The following is an 18,066-nucleotide window of genomic DNA, read 5'->3' as shown; positions in this document are numbered from 1 at the left end:
ATGGGAAGTATGCGCACTCTCTACACAGCCCAGGACATCCGCACGGCCGAGGCGGCTTTGTTCCCCCGCGAGCAGCGAGAGGACGAGCTGATGCAGTCTGCCGCGCACGCAGTGGCGGTCGTAGCGGAAAAGATGCTGGCCAAAGCAGAGGAGTCGGCGGGCGCTGCGGAAGGTTCCGTGTTGTTGCTGGTCGGCCCGGGTGGCAACGGCGGCGATGCGTTGTACGCTGGCGCGGTTCTTGCGATGCAGGGTAGGAAGGTCGAGGCCTTCCCGCTCGAAGGCGCCGACCGCGTGCACGAGCGCGCCGCGCGGGCCTTCACTGCGGCGGGTGGCAGCTTCGTCGGCCTGGAGCGAGCAGACAGTTATCGCGTGATCGTCGACGGGATGTTCGGCCTCGGCGGGCGTGGTGAGATCCCGGTGGAGGTCGACGAGTTCCTGCGAGAGGCCCAGGGGGTGCGCGCTGGAAGGAAGCGCCGGCCGCTTGTGTTGGCCATCGACCTTCCCAGCGGTGTGGTTGCTGATACCGGCAAGGCGCCGGGCAGGCACGTTAATGCCGACGTGACCGTGACCTTCGGTGGGCTGCGCCGGGCACACGGCCTGAGCGCGGCGTGCGGGACGGTGCTGTGCGAGGACATCAACCTGGACGATGGTTCTATGCTTTCCGCCGAGCTGTCCAGGCTCCAAAGCGCCGTCTCTTTGTGGCACACGCCTGTCGAGCGCCTTGCGCCGGAAGGTTTGGCCGCGCAGCTGCTCGGCAGTCCGGAACCTCTGCCCGGGGAGCTGCCCGGCGAGCCGGGGGCAGTGGACGACAAATACTCCGGCGGGGTAGTGGGCATCTGCGCGGGTAGCAAAGACTATCTGGGAGCAGGTGTGCTGGCCACGCTCGCGGCGGTGAACACCACCAGCTCGATGGTGCGCTACATCGGCGAGCACCCCGAATACGTTCTGGCGACCACCCCGGAAGTCGTCGTGCACCCCGTCGTCCGCGGGGCCGGGCAGGTGCAGGCGCGCATGGTCGGCTCCGGTCGCGGCACGGATCGCGATGCCCGCGACGAACTGCTCGCCGTACTAGACATGGTGCAGCCCTTGGTTCTGGACGCCGACGCGATCACCGTCCTGGCGAAGAACCCTGACGTTCTAGAGATCCTGCGTGCTCGCAACGCTCCCACGCTGCTCACCCCGCACGACGGGGAGTTTGACCGGCTGGCTAAGGCGGCCGGACTGCCGGCGGAATCGCCGGACCGGATCACCTCCACAGAACGGCTGGCACGTGAACTGAACTGCACGGTTTTGCTGAAGGGCCGCTTCACCATCATCGCCAACCCACAGCGCACTGTGGTTGTCGATACCGCATCGTCCTGGGCCGCTACTCCCGGATCCGGCGACGTATTAGCGGGAATTCTGGGCGCGCTGGTGGCGCGCGATGCCGGCAAGCGGGCTCGGGACACCGGATACACAGAAGCCGGCCAGTACGAGTTGGAGGCGCACGAGGCAGACTACGTGGTCGATTCAGCTGCGGTTGGTGTGGCTATCCACGCTGCGGCGTCATATATATCCTCCCTTACCCCGTACGGCCCGGCGCCGACCTCGGCGCTGAAGATCGCGCAGCACATCCCGCATGCAACGGCGTGGCTGGGCACAGTGGTGCAGGGGTAGGCGCCCGACCACGAATAACGCGAGAACGCGCAAGGGCACAGAGCAAGAGAACACGAGAGCAATAGAAGGGAAAGCAACAATGGATCGCAAGATCGCGCTGATCACCGGTGGCACGCGAGGCATCGGCCTGGCGATTGCCCGCGAACTGCAGGACGACTACCACCTGATCATCGGCGGAAGCTCGGAGAAGGCCTACGACGTTGCCTCCCAGTTCCCAAGCGCGCAAGGCTTCGTGGCGGATCTCGCCGATACGGAAGGCATCGGTGCAGCCGTGGCTGAGCTGGGGCTCGATAGTCTGGATGTGCTGGTGCACTCCGCGGGTGTGGTGGCGCACGACCCGGTCACCGAAACCACTCCTGAACAGTGGAAACACGCCTTCGACATCAACCTGTTTGCCGTTGCGGAGCTCACCCGGCAGCTGCTCGGCGCGCTGCAGGCGGCGCACGGAACCGTGGTGACGATCAACTCCGGCGCGGGCTACCGCTCCAGCGTGGGCTTCGGGCCGTACGCCACCACGAAGTTCGCCCTGCGCGCCTACACCGATGCGCTGCGGGAGGAACAGCGCAACAAGATCCGCGTGAGCTCCATCCACCCGGGCAAGGTCGATTCCGACATGCAGCGCCAGATCCAGTCCCACCGCGGTGTGGCCGAAGCGGATTACGACGAAACCCAGTACCTGCGCCCGGAATCGGTGGCGAAGGCCGTGCGCCTCGCCGTTGATGCGACGGACGATGCGATGATCGAGTCTCTGACGATCCGCCCGGCCAACGGGCGCTAAGTATTACATGGCACGCCCAGAATCTGACCTAAACCGCGATCCAAACCGCATCCTGGACTGCGCCATTGTCGGCGGCGGCCAGTCCGCACTGGCCACGGCCTTCTACCTGCGCCGGGAGGGAAGGCGGAGCCGCAAAGCTCCCGACTTTGCGGTGTTCGACGATCAGCCGGAACCGGGTGGGGCCTGGCGGCACATGTGGCCGTCGATGACGTTGTTCTCCGCCGCCAACTTCTCCAACCTTCCGGGCATGCCGATGCCCAGTTACGAAGGGTCTAAGGGCTATCCACCGCCCGGCCATGTGGTCGACTACCTGCGCGAATACGAGCGCCGTTACGATCTGCCCGTCATCCGTCCCGTGCATATCGACCGGGTGGAGTACGACGAGCCGACCGGGCTGTTTCATCTGCACGCCCGCCCGGGTAGCGGCGCTGCCCGCCCGACTAGCTCCTCCCACACCCTGCGCTCCCACACCTGGCGTGCCCGCACCGTCGTCGCCGCCACGGGCACGTGGTCCGCGCCTTTCGTTCCCTATTATCCCGGCAAGTTTGCTGGCCAGCAGTGGCACACCGCCACCTACCCGGGGCCGGAGCCGTTCGCCGGTTCCTCCGTGGCCGTCGTGGGAGCGGCTAACTCGGGAGCACAGATCGCCGCCGACCTGGCCGACGGCGCCGACGTCGCCGACGTCACCTGGTTCGTCCGCCACCCGCCCCGCTGGATGCCGGACGACGTCGATGGCGCGGAGCTCTTCCGCCGCAACCGCGAACGCTACCTCGCCATTTCCGCAGGTAAGGAAGACCCCGGCGCCGATTCCAGCCTCGGGGACATCGTCATGCTTCCCGCGGTCCGCCGCGCCCGAGACTCCGGACACCTGCGCCCCACCCCGATGTTCTCCTCCCTCGACGAAGTCACCACCGACCACCTGATCTGGTGCACCGGCTTCCGCCCCGCCCTCGGCCCTTTTCGCGGGTTGCTCTCTTTTCGTGGTGACGCCCCCTCGCCCCAGCACCCCGGCCTCTTCCTCGTGGGCTATGGCGATTGGGTGGGTCCAGGCTCCGCCACCATCACTGGCGTTGGAGTGCATGCAAAAAGGGTGGCCGCCGAGGTAGTGGCGGCCACCCGAGGGTGACGGTAGCGCGAGCATCGCGCGGCGGGCTTTGCCGCAAGGCCTACTGTGAAACTACGGCGCAGTTTCGGCGCTACTTCAGCACAGTTACGGCAGCATGCGGAAGGTCTTGCCGGCCTTCAGCAGGGTGAGCATGACCTTGGAGAAGCTCTTCCGGCTGAGGGACTCCGGTCCGCGGAAGTACATGAAGCGCTGCGAGGTGACGTTCTGTGTTGCCGTGTACTTCTGCAGCCCCTCCGCGCCGTGGCGGTGGGAGACACCGGATTCCTTCATGCCGCCCATGGGGTTATCGATGGCCGCCCAGCTGGAGGTGTAGCCATCGTTCAGAGCCACCGAACCGGACTCGATCTTCGGGCCGATCTTCCAGGCAGTGTCGTCGGCGGCAAACACAGAAGCGTTCAGGCCGTAGTCCGTGTCATTGGCCAGCTCGATCGCGTCGTACAGATCCTCCACCGGCTCGATGTACACCACCGGCCCGAAGACCTCCTCGGTGCGCAGCAGCGCATCCTCTGGAACGTCCACCATGACCGTCGGCTCGTAGAAGTACGGCCCCAGATCTGGGCGCTTCTTGCCACCGCACAGGATGTTCGCGCCCTTCTCGCGGGCGTCCTCCACGTACTTCTCCACGGTCTCCAGCTGGCTGGCGGAAGCCAGCGAACCCATCTGCGTCTCCCACTCGAAGCCGCTGCCTAGGCTCATGGACTGCACGCGAGAGGAAAACGCGCCCACGAAATCCTCGTAGGATGCACGCTCGACGTAGATGCGCTCGATGGAAACACACAGCTGACCGGAGTTAGAGAAGCACGCATCGATAGCTCCGCGGGCTGCGTAGTTGACGTCCGCGTCGTTGGCGATAATCAGCGGGTTCTTGCCACCCAGCTCGGCCGAGTAGCCGATCAGGCGACGACCAACCTGCTCGCCCAAAACCTTGCCCGTTGCGGTGGAGCCAGTGAACATCAAGAAGTCGCACTGATCCGCAATGGCACTACCAACCACGCGGCCGGAACCGGTAACTAACTGCACCAGGTCGCGCGGCAGTCCGGCGTCAAAAAGAAACTTAAAGACCAAAAGCGAGGTAAAAGGCGTAGCAGAGTCGGGCTTAGCGACCACAGCGTTTCCGGCGAGGAGCGCGGGGATCGCGTCGCCAATGCCGAGGGACAGCGGGTAATTCCACGGGCTGATCTGGCCGACCGCGCCCAGCGGGTGACGGTACTCGATGGACTTCGCCATGATCGACATCGCCGAGGCGCGCTTGCGCGGCTTCATGAACTTCTCCACGTTGTTGGAGTAGTAGCGCGCATTGTTGGCGACGTCCATGACCTCGTCAAAGGCGCTGGCGCGGTTCTTGCCGGTCTCCAGCTGCACCATGTCGCAGAGCAGTTCGGCGTTCTTTAAAACCAGGTCGTGGAAGCGGCGGAAGATGCGCTTGCGCTCGGCGAAGGGGACATGCACCCAGGACTGCTGGGCGCGGCGGGCGAAGCGGAAGGCTTCGGTGACATCGTCGGCGTCACCGCTGGCGACCCAGCCGATCGTCTCGCCGAGGAAGGGAGCCTCGATCTCCAGGCGCTTGCCGTCGTAATCGTCGTTGAGGTTGTGCAGGCGGGCGTTGGTGGTGAGCTCGCGCAGCTCTACTTCCAGGTCGGCGGGCAGAGCGGCTACGGATAGGCGCTTGTAGTTGGTTCGTTTCATGTTTGGGAGACTACCTAAAAGGCCGGGGGAGTGTGTTCGATCTAGAACATTTCTAAGCAAATGAATAGGGTGCGGGAGTGCGAACTTTTGCTTGTGGGAACCTTTAAGCAGGCTTAGCCGTTGGTAGGATGTACGCGAAAGCGCCGGTGGCTTATTGCTAGGCTCCGGCACCGAAAATGACCAGCACAACTTTGGAGTACTAAAGAATGAAGAGCTCGAACCCGTTTATGGGGTCGCTGGCCAAGAACCAGGGCCAGCACCCGTTCGCACAACAGGGCAACCAGGGTGGCTACGGCCAGCAGGGCGGTTATGGCCAGCAGGGGATGAACCCCTACGCGACCTCCGCTCACGGCGGTGTACAGACCGCCGCTATGGGTTACGGCATGCAGGACGCAGCCAACTACGGCCAGGCCGGCAGCGCCGACCGTCCGATGACCGTCGATGACGTGGTTACGAAGACCGGCATCACGCTGGCCGTGATCATTGCTCTGGCGGTGGTGAACTTCATCATCGGCCTGAGCTACTCTGGCATCGCGATGGGCCTAACCTTCGTCGGCATGATCGGTGGCCTGATCGCTGTTCTGGTCTCTGCTTTCGGCAAGAAGTACGACTCCGCGCCGGTCACGCTGACCTACGCGGCTTTTGAGGGCTTGTTTGTTGGTGGCTTTACGTTCCTGCTGTCTGGTGCTGCGGTTGGTGATACTGACGCCGGCATGCTCATCGCCCAGGCGGTTCTGGGAACCATTGGTGTGTTCATTGGCATGCTGTTTGTGTACAAGACCGGTGCTATCCGCGTGACTCCGAAGTTCACTCGCTTCCTGGTGGGCGCCATGATCGGCATCCTGGTTCTGGCGCTGGGCAACTTGGTGTTTGCGCTGGTTACGGGCTCCGCAGGCATCCTTCGTGACGGTGGCCCGATCGCCATCATCTTCTCCCTGGTCTGCATCGGTATTGCTGCCATGAGCTTCCTACTGGACTTCGACCAGGCGGATCGTCTGGTCCGCGCGGGTGCTCCGTCGAAGATGGCTTGGGGCGTGGCACTGGGTCTGGCCGTCACCCTGGTCTGGCTGTACACCGAGATCCTGCGCCTGCTGTCCTACTTCAGGGACTAGCGCTTTAGGAGCTAGCGCTGGGGCGCTGTTAGTTGAGGGGCTTCCGGTTTACCGGGAGCCTTTTTCTGCTGCCGGTGTGCGGAGAGGGGGAGTTGGCTGCTCTTGTGCGGGGGATATTGCCGCTAGGGCGGGGAATTTTGCTGTCTGTATGCGGGAGGTTTCGCAGCTAAGGGGGGAAATGTCGCTAGATCGGGAATACGTGGGCGCCGGCAGGGGGAAGTGTCGCTAGATCGGGAATACGCGGGCGTGGACATGGACAGATGTCGCTAGATCGGGAATACGCGGGCGCGACCAATCAGCCTGACAAAAGCGCAGCGCTCTGACCTGCACTTTCTTATAGTTGAGAATGGTTATCAAGAATGTATTCCCGTTCTAGCGACATCCAGCCCGGTATTGCCCTGATTTGGCGGGGTTCCCTCCTGCGTATTCCCGAACTAGCGACACTTCCCCCTGCGTATTCTCGATCTGGCGACATCTGGAGGTTTAACCTCTTTCAGGAAGGGGCTAAGGGGAATGGCGGGGTAGAGAAAAGGGGAGCGCGGGGCGGGGGTATGTCGGAAAAATTGCAGTTCTCAGGCCTAGATGTCGGAAAAGTTGCAAAACTAAAATTCCTGCTATCGATGCGTGAATACCAAAACGCTCTGACCTGCAAGTTTAGGTAAGTGAGAATGTCTCCCAATAACAAATTGCAACTTTTCCGACATTTAACCCCTCCGAGGGGGCGCACAAGGCGCTGCCCGGGTGGGAAAGGTGCCACCGCGGCAGCATTGGACACTACTGGGAGGTATTGGGGCGCACCGGAGTGGCATTGGATCCTGTAGGGGCAAGCATTGAGCCCGGGAGGTAGTGGGGCGCGCCGGAGTGGCATTGGACCTTGCAGGGGGAGGCCCGCAAGGCAGAGGAAAACAAGAAGGGCGCCCGCAGGCGCCCTTCATAAATGCAACCGGCTCAGCCAGCCCAGCTAAAAGCCCAGCCGCAAACTAGCCCGGGCAAGCCCAGCCAGCCGCAAACTAGCCCAGCTAAAGCCCAGCTCAACCGGCAGGAACTACTGCTCCGCGCGCGGAACGTCCAGGTCCGGGTCGTAAGGCTCAGCTGCCACGATCGTCACAGATACAGTATCGCCAGTCGGGGTCTGGTACTCGCGGGTTTCGCCGACCTTGGCGCCGACGATGGCCGCACCCAGCGGAGCATCGGTGGAGTAGGTCTCCAGGTCCGGGTTAGAAGACTCCAGGCCACGGGTGCCGATCAGGAAGGTCTCCTTATCGTCCTCGTCGCCGTCGTAGTAGACGTGGATCACGGAACCAACCAGTGCCACGCCGGACTCCTGCGGAGCCTCACCGATGGTGGCGTTATCCAGCAGCTCCTCCAGGTAGGTGATGCGAGCCTCCTCCTGGCCCTGCTGCTCGCGGGCTGCGTGGTAGCCGCCGTTCTCCTTCAGGTCGCCCTCTTCGCGGCGCTCGTTAATCTCGGCTGCCAGCACCGGACGGTTCTCCTTCAGAGCCGTCAGCTCTGCATTCAGTCGGTCGTAAGATTCCTGGGTCAGCCAGCGAGTCTGGTTCTCGGCCATTGGGTTCTCCCATCTTCGTTGAAGGTTGACGCGGTCTCTCACGTGGGCGTCAATAGATTATTAAGTAGGCGTGCAAAGTGTAGCACCTGGGCGCCAGGCTACCTGGGCTGCCCGGCCTAGTCGCGCGGGTCGGCTTAGCCTTCCGGCCTAGTCGCGCGGGTCGAGGTGCGGCGGCAGCGTGGCGGAGCAACCGTAGGCCGTGGCTGCGTAGCCGCGTTCGCGGGTGGGGATGTCCACCAGAAAGCGCTCTACTTCTTCGCCGCCGCGTGGCACGACAAACTCGCGGCGCCCGACTTCGTTCTTGTCGTAGTCCAGGGCGGTGACGATGCAGTACGCGGGCTTGGAGGGATCCTTGCGGGTGACGTCGATGCTCATGGTCATGCGCTCGTCCGAGACGATCTCGCCGCCGGATTCCTGCGCCGTGACATCCGCTTCCGAATTACGCATGAACTGCGTGACCGCATAAGTCAGCGCCGCTGCCAGCATTACGGCCAGGATTACTACAACGATTTTCCCGGAGAATTTCTGGTTGCGCGTTTCGCCGTAGCGCTCTTCTTGGATGCTCTTTTTCGCCGCGTTCATGATGTCTCTAGTCTAGCCCACCCTTTTATTATTGACGCCCACGTCCCCGGCCTGCCCGGACCGGTGGCTCTATTGGGTAGGGGAGGGCTGGGTAGTAGATTGTATTGGCGTGAGTGAAAAGACATCTTCCGTAGATACGCCGCGTTATCGCCTGCTGGCGATTCACGCGCACCCGGACGACGAATCCAGCAAGGGTGCAGCCACGATGGCCCGCTATGTTGATGAGGGGCACCGGGTGAAGGTGCTGACGTGCACCGGCGGTGAGCGCGGGGACATTCTGAACCCAGAGATGCAGGAGCTGGCCGACCAGGGCATCGGAGATCTGATCGAGGTGCGCCGCGAGGAGATGGCTCAGGCGGCCTCCATCCTGGGGGTGGAGCATGAGTGGTTGGGTTATGTGGATTCCGGCCTGCCGGAGGGCGACCCGAAGCCGCCGCTGCCGGAGGGATGCTTTGCACTGCAGGACACGGAAGAGGTCACGAAGAACGTTGTGCGGGTGGTGCGTGAGTTCCGTCCGCACGTCCTCATCACCTACGACGAGTACGGCGGTTACCCACACCCGGATCACATCAAGGTGCATGCGGTTTCCGTCCGTGCTTGGGAGGCTGCCGGCGACCCGAACTACCACCCGGAGCTGGGCGAACCTTGGGAGGTGAAGAAGCTGTACTACACCCACGGGTTCATCCGCGAGCGTTTCGAGAACCTGGCCACCGCCATGTACGAGCGCGGCGCGCAGCTGCCGGAGCACGTCCTGCGGCACTTGGAGATGTGGAGGCAGCTGCCCGATATCTTTTCTCGCGTGACCACCCGCGTGAATGTAGCCGACTGGTTTGAGCGCCGCGATGATGCGCTGCGTGCCCACCGCACTCAGATTGACCCGAAGGGGGCGTTCTTCCTGGCGGACATGGACTTGCAGCAGCAGGTGTGGCCGACCGAGGAGTTCGAGCTCGCACAGTCGCGCGTGCATAGCGAGCTGCCGGAGTCGGAACTTTTCGCCGGGTTGGAATCAGCGGATTAGCGCAGTACTGGGCTGATTCACGCAGCGCAGGGTTGACTGGCGCAGCGCAAGCCTGATTCACGCAGTGCAGGGTTTCCCCACAAGCGGGCGACAAACTACAGTTAATGGGCAGATAACAAGAAGGAGTTTCCAGCGATGAACACCGCCACCTGGATCATTGCGCAGGCAGAGCGCACCGGCCCGAAGGGTGCCGAGTTCGGTAAGGCCGCCCCCGTGGGCCTGTTCGTGATCGTCATCTTGCTGCTGGTTGTGCTGCTCATCGGCTTCGCCATGAACAAGCGCATCCGCCGCCTCGAGCGTCGCCAGGCTTTCGCCGATGCGCGTGGCATTGATCTGTTCGACACGGAGAAGCTGGAAGCTGCAATGAAGGCCGAGGGTTTCGACGAAACTGCCGGCAAGCGCTCCATGTTTGCCCGAACTGAGGTGCCGCAGACAGATGAGCGTTTCTTGCCCTCCTCCGGCACACTGACCGGCCCGGCTGCTATTGATGCTGAACGGGCGCGGGCTAAGGGCGTCAATAAGGATGGCGAAGAACCCCCGAACCAGCATCAGTAGGATCAACACCGTGAACCGCATCCCCCAGCTGCTATACCCAGCGTACGAGGCCAGCCTGGCGCGCTCGCTGCGCGATAAGCCACGGCCGAAGCACGTCGCCATCATGGCCGACGGCAACCGCCGCTGGGCGCGCGAGAACGGGTTTACGGATGTATCGCACGGCCACCGCGTGGGGGCGAAGAAGATCGCGGAAATGTGCGGATGGTGCGACGAGCTGGGGATCGAAACCGTCACGGTGTACCTGCTCAGCACCGAAAATCTAAAGCGCTCCCCGGAGGAGCTGTCGTTGCTGTGCAGCATTATTGGTGATGTTGCCGAGGAATTGGCGGATTCTGACGCCGGTTTCCAGCTGCGCACCGTCGGCCACCTAGAGCTACTGCCTGAACAGCTGCGCATTCGCCTGGAGGAAAACCAGGCCAAGACGGACGATCACACGGGTGTGCGCGTGAACGTGGCGGTGGGCTACGGCGGGCGCCAGGAGATCGTGGATGCGGTGCAGACCCTCGTGGCCGAGCTGGCGGAGCAGGGGACCGCGCCGGAGGATATGGCGGAGGCAATCACCGCCGAGGCGCTGGGGAATCACATGTACACCTCGGGGCAGCCGGATCCGGACCTGGTGATCCGCACGTCGGGGGAGCAGCGCCTATCTGGTTTCCTGTTGTGGCAGTCCGCGTACTCGGAGATCTGGTTTACCGATACTTATTGGCCGGCTTTCCGTCGCGTGGATTTCCTGCGCGCGCTGCGCGACTACTCGCAGCGGCACCGGCGCTTCGGGCTTTAAGCCGGGGATAGCCGGCGATAGGGCGCGGACGATAACTGCCCGCGATAGAGCGCGGGGCTAGATCTTCCGCATCCGCACTTTTTGCACCAGGTGGTCTGGGCCCTTCCGCAGAACCAGAGAGGCACGCACGCGGGTGGGGAGGATATTTTCCATGAGGTTCGGCAGGTTCACGGTCTGCCAGATTTCCCTAGCGACCACGGTGGCCTCTTCATCGCTGAAGTTGGCGAAGTGGTGGAAGTGCGCCTTCGGATCCTTAAACGCGGTGTTCTTCAGGCGCAGGAAGCGGTCGATGTACCAATCCTCGATGTCCTCGCGCCGGGCATCGACGTAAACGGAGAAGTCGAAGAGGTCGGAGACCATGAGGGTGGGGCCAGTCTGCAAAACGTTCAGCCCCTCGACGATGAGGATGTCCGGGCGGTCGACGGTGATGGTCTGGTCCGGAATGCGGTCGTAGGCCTCGTGGGAGTACACCGGCGCCTGCACCTTCTGGGTGCCGGACTTCACCTTAGTGATGAAGCTCAGCAGTTCCGCCTGGTCGTAGGACTCCGGGAAGCCCTTGCGGTGCATGAGCTTGCGGCGCTCGAGTTCTGCGGTGGGCAGCAGGAAGCCGTCGGTGGTTACGAGGTCCACCCGCGGGTTTGTCTCCCAGCGCTGCAACAGAACCTGCAGCACGCGAGCGGTGGTGGACTTGCCTACGGCGACGGAACCGCAGACGCCGATGATGTAAGGGATCTGCGGCATTGCCTCGCCGAGGAATGTTTCAGTGGCTGCGTTGAGCCTGCGGTGCGCTTCGACGCGCAGGAAGATCAGGCGGGACAGCGGGAGGTAGACCTCGGAGACTTCTTCTAGGTCGATCTCATCGCCGATGCCGCGGAGCTGTTCCAGTTCATCTTCGGTGAGGACCTGGGGCATCGACTTTCTTAAGGTGCGCCACTGAGTACGGTCCAGCTCAATGTAAGGGCTGGGGGAAGTCATAGCACCCATTGTGCCCCGAAAATGGGGCAAGGTGAAATTGGATCGCCATCGGTCGGCCGGAGGACCGCAATGGGATGGCTGTGGGTTGGGTATGGGGTGTCACGGGCACTCGCTATGATAGTGAGGCAGATAAGCAACCGGTTTTATCTTTTTAGATTCATCCACAATGGAAGGCCTTGGTAGACGTGACTTCTCCGCAGAATTCGTCCACTCAGAACTCGCAACAGCACAACACTCCTCTGGCGGAGCTGGATCCTCAGGTCGCAGAAGCCATCGCAGGTGAGCTGCGCCGCCAGCGCACCACCCTGGAGATGATTGCCTCGGAGAACTTCGTGCCGCGCGCCGTGCTGCAGGCGCAGGGCTCGGTGCTCACCAACAAGTACGCCGAGGGCTACCCGGGCCGTCGTTACTACGGCGGTTGCGAGCACGTGGACGTCGTCGAGGACCTGGCCCGCGACCGCGCCAAGCAGGTCTTCGGTGCAGAGTTCGCCAACGTGCAGCCGCACGCCGGTGCACAGGCCAACGCTGCAGTCCTAATGTCCCTGGCTAACCCCGGCGATAAGATCATGGGCCTGTCCCTGGCCCACGGTGGCCACCTGACCCACGGTATGCACCTGAACTTCTCCGGCAAGCTCTACGAGGTTGCCGCTTATGAAGTGGATCCGGAGACCTTTCGCCTGGATATGGACAAGATCCGCGAGCAGGCCATTGCGGAGAAGCCGCAGGTGCTGATCGCCGGCTGGTCCGCATACCCGCGCCACCAGGACTTTGCAGCTTTCAAGTCCATCGCCGACGAGGTCGGGGCGAAGCTGTGGGTGGACATGGCGCACTTCGCTGGCCTGGTTGCTGCAGACCTGCACCCGTCGCCGGTTCCGCACGCCGACGTGGTTTCCACCACCGTCCACAAGACCCTGGGCGGCCCCCGTTCCGGCATGATCCTGGCTAAGCAGGAGTACGCCAAGAAGCTGAACTCCTCCGTCTTCCCGGGCCAGCAGGGTGGTCCGCTGATGCACGCCGTCGCTGCTAAGGCCGTGGCCATGAAGGTGGCGCAGACTGACGAATTCCGCGACCGTCAGCAGCGCACCCTCGAGGGTGCGAAGATCCTGGCGGAGCGTCTGAACGCTCAGGATACGAAGGACGCTGGTGTGCAGGTTCTCACCGGCGGCACCGACGTACACCTGGTGCTGGTTGATCTGCGCAACTCTCAGCTGGACGGTCAGCAGGGCGAAGACCTGCTGCACGAGGTTGGCATCACCGTCAACCGCAACGCTGTACCCTTCGACCCGCGCCCGCCGATGGTCACTTCCGGCCTGCGCATCGGTACCTCTGCTCTGGCCTCCCGCGGTCTGGATACCGAGGCCTTCACTGAGGTCGCAGATGTCATCGGTACCGCTCTGGCCGGCAATGCGGACATTGCTGCGCTGCGCGCCCGCGTGGACAAGATCGCCGAGGACTTCCCGCTGTACGAGGGCCTGGAAGACTGGAAGCTGGTCTAAGAAGGCAAGCGACCTTAAGAAAAGGGGTTTAGCACTATGGTCAGCACGCAGGCGAAGGATGCAATCATCGTCGTCGACGTTCAAAACGACTTCGTCGATGGTTCCCTGGGGACCGACCGAGGCCTAGAAGTGGCGCGGGGGATCAACGCCTGGTTGGGTGGCCTGGTGCATGCCGAGGAGGAGGAAGCCGAAGCCGGCGACGGTTCCTCGGCTGCCGCCCGCCCGCTCATCGTCGGCACCAAGGATTGGCACATCAAACCCGAAGGCCACTTTGCCCCAGAGGGGGAGGAGCCAGACTACAAGGACACCTGGCCGGTCCACTGCGTAGCCGACACCCACGGCGCACAGGTTTGTGCCGAGCTGAACCCTGAACTCGTGGACGTCTGGTTCCACAAGGGCGAATACACCGCCGCCTATTCCGGCTTTGAAGGCCACCTCGCGGGCGAGGAGCAGACACTGCAGCAGTGGCTGAACTCCCACGAGGTAGAAAACGTAACGATCGTGGGCATCGCCACCGACTTCTGCGTGCGCGCTACAGCCGAAGATGCGCTCGAGGCGGGCTTCGGCGTGACGGTCATTGAGGATCTTTGCGCTGCGGTAAGCGAGGACGGCGCTACCCAGGCTCTGGACGCCCTCAGGGCTTCCGGCGCCGAGGTTATCGCCCAACCCCGCTAGCCATCCCCGCGCCAGCGGGGCATGAGGCGGTCGATGGCGTGGGGGCGTCGCTAAACAAAAAACCGCGACAACATCTGCGCCAAAACGCAGCTTTACGCACGTGTTCCACGTAGCGTAACCCGTATGAGCGAAAACACTAATCTTGTGCTGGTCGAGGACAAGGCCGGCGTACGATACATCACCATCAACCGTGCGGAAGCATACAATTCTCTAGACAAAGAGCTGCGTCTTGCGCTGATTGAGGCTTTCCGCAACGCACAAAAGGATTCCGAAGAACTAGGCTCCGCGGTGCGTGCCGTGGTGCTGCGCGCCAACGGTAAGGCGTTTTGCTCCGGGCAGGATCTGAAGGAACAGCTGCGGGATACGCAAAACCGCACGGGGATGGAAAAGGTGGTGGAGGAGTACAACCCGATGACTGAGCTCCTCGCCGGGATCAGTGTGCCGACGATCGCCGCGCTGCAGGGGCCGGCGGCAGGCGCGGGTTGGGGACTGGCAATGGCCTGCGACTTCCGCGTGATGTCCACCGCCGCCTCTTTCAAGGGCGCTTTCACAGGCGTGGGGCTGGCGGCGGATTCGGGCCTGTCACAGACCCTCGTGGATTGCGTGGGCCGTGCGAAGGCCCTGCAGTTGCTGCTCTTGGACCGCAAGGTGCCCGCCGAGGAAGCCGCAGAGCTGGGCCTGGTAGAACAGCTCGTGGAGCCGACGGAGCTCGAGGCAACGGTGGAGGAGCTGGCGAACAACTTCGCCGCCGGCCCGACCGCGGCGTACAAGGAGATGAAGGCACTGGTGAAGAACACTGCGGCGATCAGCGAGGCTGCCGCAGCGGAGGCAGAGGCACAGCTGCGCCTGTTTAACACCGCCGACCATAGCGAAGCGGTGGCCGCCTTCCTAGGAAAGCGACCACCGCAGTTTAAGGGGGAGTAAGGCTAGACCCTAGCTATCGCCCTTGGCCAGGCGGCGAGAGATGATCTCGATCATGATCTCGTTCGGGCCGCCGTAGATCGGCTGGACGCGGGAGTCCAGGTAGTGGGTGGAGATCGGGTACTCCAGCATGAAGCCGTAGCCGCCGTGCAGCTGCAGAGCCTCGTTGACAACCTCGATCTGCAGCTCGGTGGTCTGGTACTTAGCCATTGCACCGGTGACCTCGTCCAGGGTGCCGTTGACCTTCTCCATGATGCAGGCATCAACGAAGGACTGGGAGCCCTGGATGTTGGTGGCCATCTTGGCCAGCTCCCAGCGGTATGCCTGGTGGTCGATCAGGCGCTGACCGAAGGTCTTGCGGTCCTGAGAGTGCTTGTAAACCAGGTCGAATGCGCGGCGGGAGGTAGCGATGGAGCCGACGGCGATGGACAGGCGCTCCTGTGCCAGGTTGGTGCGCAGGTAGCCGAATGCGGCGCCCTCTTCGCCCAGCAGGTTCTCCTTCGGAACGCGGGTGTCCTCGAAGGACAGCTCAGCGGTGTCCTGGGACTTCAGGCCGACCTTCTTCAGCGGGCCGGTCTTGGTGTAGCCCTCCATGCCGTCCTCAACGATCAGCATGGAAACGCCTGCGCGGCCCTTCTCCGGGTTGGTGACGACGACCAGCAGGGTGAAGTCTGCCTGGACACCGTTGGAGATGAAGGTCTTCGCGCCGTTGACGATGTAGTCGCCGTTCTCGTCCTTCTTAGCGAAGGTGCGGATGCCAGCCAGGTCGGCACCTGCGCCCGGCTCGGTCATTGCCAGTGCGGCGATCTTCTCACCGGCACACAGCGGCTTCAGGAAACGCTCCTTCTGCTCGTCGTTGCCGAAGCGCTGCAGGTAGGGGATGACCAGGTCGTTGATGGTCTGGATGCCCACGATAACGGAACCGGAGTCAGCCTTAGCCAGCTCCTCGGTCAGCACAGCGTTGAAGCGGTAGTCGTTCTCCATACCGCCGCCGCCGAACTCCTCCGGAGCCATCATGCCCAGCAGGCCCTGCTGGCCGGCCTTCTGGAACATCTCGCGGTCGCAGTAGCCCTGCTCGTGCCAGCGGTCAACGTTCGGGGCGATCTCGGCCTTCACGAAGTCCGCGCAGGCCTCGCGGAACATGTTGTGCTCTTCTTCGAAAATGTTGCGTGGCAGGAAGTTCTTCATGGGTTCCTTTCAAACCAAGACGTTGGCTGCTTGAACTGCCGAACTTGAACTACTGGAATACCAGTAGCGTGCGTAGCGCCAGTGGCAGCAATGTCGGTTATAGAGATTTCTGTGTGTTGCAGCTCGATGTTACATCGCTATTGTGACGTGCATCTCTGCGTTGTTTATGAGAATAGCATTTCTTTGGGGCGAAAGTACAAGAAAACCCCTCGATATTGGGCGAAAACACGCTGTTATGTGCCACACATGGTTGTTGCTTCACCCCTGCGGGCCCATTTAGCTACCCCCGCCAAGCAAAAGCCCAGCTCAGCGATTTATTCAACATTTTTGTTGTTTAAATATTGACAAGCCAGGTGAGGCTTGGCTAACCTCTTGGGTGTGTCGCAGGCTAGTCACCTGAGGCGCACTGCAGTTGTGGAATATGTTGCAGCACCTGTCGAAAGTTCAGTTGCCGGCGCAGTATTCATGCGATGAGGGTTTCTCTCTTCTCCCCGAAGCGCATGAGCATCGGTAGCCACTTTCTCCTCCGAGGTGCTGTGGTTGTTCATCCGGTTACTCGGCAACCTTCAGTCTCGTCACCTGGAGGTTGCTTACCGGATAAAGCTTCTGATGGCTCGTCACCATCGAAGGCCGAAGGTCAATGGCCAAAGGCGAAAAGGCGAGGAAAGGTCCGAAATATCGGGCTTATCCTCGCCTTTTTCTTATTCTTGTGCCGCCTCTAGCTGAACTTATTGACGCCCCGTCTCCTCGCGCTCACTAGCCAACTTATGGCGAGCCTCCCGCAGCCACTCCGGCTGCTTTTCAAGCAACGCCTTAATCTCCGCAGTAGTGAGGGGCTTATCCATGTCATTGTTCTTTAGTGAAGTAATGCTAATGCCCAGTTTGCGAGCCACCTCGGGGCGGGGGTGCGGGCCTTCCCGGCGCAGCGTCTGCAGCCACTCGGGCGGGTTCTTCTGCAACTCCACAAACTGCTCGTGGGTAAGTGCGGAATCCTGAAACTCCTGCGGCGTAGCCGGAAGGTAAATGGCCAGCTTCTTTGCGGCGGTGGCGGGCTTCATTGGCGGGCCGGACTTGTAACTCGGGTTCGCGTCAGTCATGTTCATCATTCTAATGAACGGCTCTATTATTGGTGCCATGCCCACTCAGCAAAACCGCGCCGCGAAGCCGCGCCAGCACCTAAAAGTTGTCTTTAGCACGGGTGTGCAGCCGGACAAATGGTTCCGGCGCTTCGACGAGCGGGTTCCCGGGTGGAAGATCGCCAGCGCGGGCACCGACGATCCGTTGCCCTATATTCGCGCAGGCCAGGCGGATGTTGCATTGGTTCGCCTCCCGGCGGAGGGGCTCGAACGCCCGGCCGACATGCACGAGGTTGCCCTCTACGAGGAGCAGATCGGCGTTGCCGCCCCCAAGGAGCATCCCGTCAAGGTCATGGATTCCATCAACTTCCGGGAGCTGGCCGACGAGAAACTCATGTACGTCACCCCGCCTACCGGCTGGGATGATGTGGCAGCTCTGCGCGAAGCCCTGCAGGTTGTTGCCGCAAACGTTGGTATCGCCGTCGCGCCGCGCCCCTTGCTGCGGGCTATTAACCAGCGCGGGGTGGTGCATCGGGATCTTTTAGGGATTGACGCCACCACGTGCCCCCGCACCCGCGTGGCCCTGATGTGGCTCACCGAATCCGACAGTGACGTCATCCAGGACTTCGTCGGGATATGTAAAGGGCGCACCGCGAGCAGCTCGCGACAGGTGGCTAAACAGGGACGTGGTGGCGTCAATAAAAGTGCAGATAAAACAAAGAAAAGAGGGAAGAAAAAGACCTCCCAAGGCGCGCGGCGAAAATAAAGGATTGATTTCGATTGGATTAAAAATCCTAAACAGGGCGTGCATTCTTCGCTGGAGGGCTATTACGACTGGAGGGGTAGCGCTTTTGCGAAAAGCGAGAGCGGAAAA

17 protein-coding genes are annotated in these 18,066 nt (G+C 62.2%); 11 read left to right on the top strand and 6 right to left on the bottom strand.

Going from position 1 to position 18,066, the window contains the following annotated elements; translation table 11 throughout:
* Positions 1 to 9: 9 nt before the first annotated feature.
* The 3 genes from L8V00_RS04720 to L8V00_RS04710 all read left to right on the top strand — a co-directional run bounded on the left by L8V00_RS04720 (position 10) and on the right by L8V00_RS04710 (position 3,560).
* A complete protein-coding gene (locus L8V00_RS04720; protein WP_269944338.1) occupies positions 10 to 1,656 on the top strand; it encodes a bifunctional ADP-dependent NAD(P)H-hydrate dehydratase/NAD(P)H-hydrate epimerase in 1,647 nt (548 codons plus the stop codon).
* A 79-nt stretch (positions 1,657 to 1,735) separates the two neighbouring features.
* On the top strand, positions 1,736 to 2,434 hold the full coding sequence (locus L8V00_RS04715) for an SDR family oxidoreductase (protein ID WP_035004429.1): 699 nt from the start codon (positions 1,736 to 1,738) through the stop codon (positions 2,432 to 2,434).
* Positions 2,435 to 2,441: 7 nt separating this feature from the next.
* On the top strand, positions 2,442 to 3,560 hold the full coding sequence (locus L8V00_RS04710; protein ID WP_239317273.1) for an NAD(P)-binding domain-containing protein: 1,119 nt from the start codon (positions 2,442 to 2,444) through the stop codon (positions 3,558 to 3,560).
* 84 nt (positions 3,561 to 3,644) lie between these two features.
* Here the strand turns inward: L8V00_RS04710 and L8V00_RS04705 are convergent, their stop codons facing one another.
* Positions 3,645 to 5,246 (bottom strand): succinic semialdehyde dehydrogenase, encoded by a 1,602-nt coding sequence (locus L8V00_RS04705; RefSeq protein ID WP_070487895.1) that lies wholly within the window; start codon positions 5,244 to 5,246, stop codon positions 3,645 to 3,647.
* Positions 5,247 to 5,452: 206 nt separating this feature from the next.
* Between L8V00_RS04705 and L8V00_RS04700 the strand changes: the two genes are divergently transcribed.
* Positions 5,453 to 6,358 carry a Bax inhibitor-1/YccA family protein gene (locus L8V00_RS04700; RefSeq protein WP_269944337.1) on the top strand — a complete coding sequence of 302 codons (906 nt, stop codon included), beginning with the start codon at positions 5,453 to 5,455 and terminating at the stop codon, positions 6,356 to 6,358.
* A 1,045-nt stretch (positions 6,359 to 7,403) separates the two neighbouring features.
* Here the strand turns inward: L8V00_RS04700 and greA are convergent.
* Both greA and L8V00_RS04690 read right to left on the bottom strand, forming a co-directional pair.
* On the bottom strand, positions 7,404 to 7,925 hold the full coding sequence (gene greA, locus L8V00_RS04695) for a transcription elongation factor GreA (RefSeq protein ID WP_035004425.1): 522 nt from the start codon (positions 7,923 to 7,925) through the stop codon (positions 7,404 to 7,406).
* A gap of 147 nt (positions 7,926 to 8,072) precedes the next feature.
* Positions 8,073 to 8,507: a DUF4307 domain-containing protein gene (locus tag L8V00_RS04690; protein ID WP_035004424.1), complete on the bottom strand. Its 435-nt coding sequence runs from the start codon at positions 8,505 to 8,507 to the stop codon at positions 8,073 to 8,075.
* Between the two features lie 109 nt (positions 8,508 to 8,616).
* On the opposite strand from L8V00_RS04690, the gene mca reads away from it, so the two are divergent.
* The 3 genes from mca to L8V00_RS04675 all read left to right on the top strand — a co-directional run bounded on the left by mca (position 8,617) and on the right by L8V00_RS04675 (position 10,861).
* Complete coding sequence (gene mca / locus L8V00_RS04685; RefSeq protein WP_269944336.1) at positions 8,617 to 9,525, top strand: mycothiol conjugate amidase Mca; 909 nt, start codon at positions 8,617 to 8,619, stop codon at positions 9,523 to 9,525.
* Positions 9,526 to 9,660: 135 nt separating this feature from the next.
* Positions 9,661 to 10,080 carry a hypothetical protein gene (locus L8V00_RS04680; RefSeq protein ID WP_034985789.1) on the top strand — a complete coding sequence of 140 codons (420 nt, stop codon included), beginning with the start codon at positions 9,661 to 9,663 and terminating at the stop codon, positions 10,078 to 10,080.
* Between the two features lie 10 nt (positions 10,081 to 10,090).
* Positions 10,091 to 10,861 carry an isoprenyl transferase gene (locus tag L8V00_RS04675; RefSeq protein WP_239200286.1) on the top strand — a complete coding sequence of 257 codons (771 nt, stop codon included), beginning with the start codon at positions 10,091 to 10,093 and terminating at the stop codon, positions 10,859 to 10,861.
* A gap of 57 nt (positions 10,862 to 10,918) precedes the next feature.
* Here L8V00_RS04675 and coaA read toward each other — a convergent pair whose 3' ends face one another.
* Complete coding sequence (gene coaA / locus L8V00_RS04670; protein ID WP_239200284.1) at positions 10,919 to 11,845, bottom strand: type I pantothenate kinase; 927 nt, start codon at positions 11,843 to 11,845, stop codon at positions 10,919 to 10,921.
* A gap of 176 nt (positions 11,846 to 12,021) precedes the next feature.
* Between coaA and glyA the strand changes: the two genes are divergently transcribed.
* From glyA to L8V00_RS04655, 3 genes are all read left to right on the top strand, one after another.
* On the top strand, positions 12,022 to 13,332 hold the full coding sequence (glyA, locus tag L8V00_RS04665; RefSeq protein ID WP_034985784.1) for a serine hydroxymethyltransferase: 1,311 nt from the start codon (positions 12,022 to 12,024) through the stop codon (positions 13,330 to 13,332).
* 36 nt (positions 13,333 to 13,368) lie between these two features.
* Positions 13,369 to 14,007: an isochorismatase family protein gene (locus L8V00_RS04660; protein WP_269944335.1), complete on the top strand. Its 639-nt coding sequence runs from the start codon at positions 13,369 to 13,371 to the stop codon at positions 14,005 to 14,007.
* 123 nt (positions 14,008 to 14,130) lie between these two features.
* Positions 14,131 to 14,931 carry an enoyl-CoA hydratase/isomerase family protein gene (locus L8V00_RS04655; RefSeq protein WP_269944334.1) on the top strand — a complete coding sequence of 267 codons (801 nt, stop codon included), beginning with the start codon at positions 14,131 to 14,133 and terminating at the stop codon, positions 14,929 to 14,931.
* 9 nt (positions 14,932 to 14,940) lie between these two features.
* Here L8V00_RS04655 and L8V00_RS04650 read toward each other — a convergent pair whose 3' ends face one another.
* Both L8V00_RS04650 and L8V00_RS04645 read right to left on the bottom strand, forming a co-directional pair.
* Positions 14,941 to 16,116, bottom strand: a complete 1,176-nt coding sequence (locus L8V00_RS04650; protein WP_035004419.1) for an acyl-CoA dehydrogenase family protein — start codon at positions 16,114 to 16,116, stop codon at positions 14,941 to 14,943.
* Between the two features lie 728 nt (positions 16,117 to 16,844).
* Complete coding sequence (locus L8V00_RS04645; protein WP_035005793.1) at positions 16,845 to 17,213, bottom strand: DUF5997 family protein; 369 nt, start codon at positions 17,211 to 17,213, stop codon at positions 16,845 to 16,847.
* A gap of 37 nt (positions 17,214 to 17,250) precedes the next feature.
* Between L8V00_RS04645 and L8V00_RS04640 the strand changes: the two genes are divergently transcribed.
* Positions 17,251 to 17,958, top strand: a complete 708-nt coding sequence (locus tag L8V00_RS04640; protein ID WP_269944333.1) for a LysR substrate-binding domain-containing protein — start codon at positions 17,251 to 17,253, stop codon at positions 17,956 to 17,958.
* The last annotated feature ends 108 nt before the right edge of the window (positions 17,959 to 18,066 follow it).

It is taken from the genome of Corynebacterium evansiae, assembly GCF_027570065.1.
Classification (GTDB): Bacteria; Actinomycetota; Actinomycetes; order Mycobacteriales; family Mycobacteriaceae; genus Corynebacterium; species Corynebacterium evansiae.
This window is presented reverse-complemented; position numbering and strand designations above follow the sequence as displayed.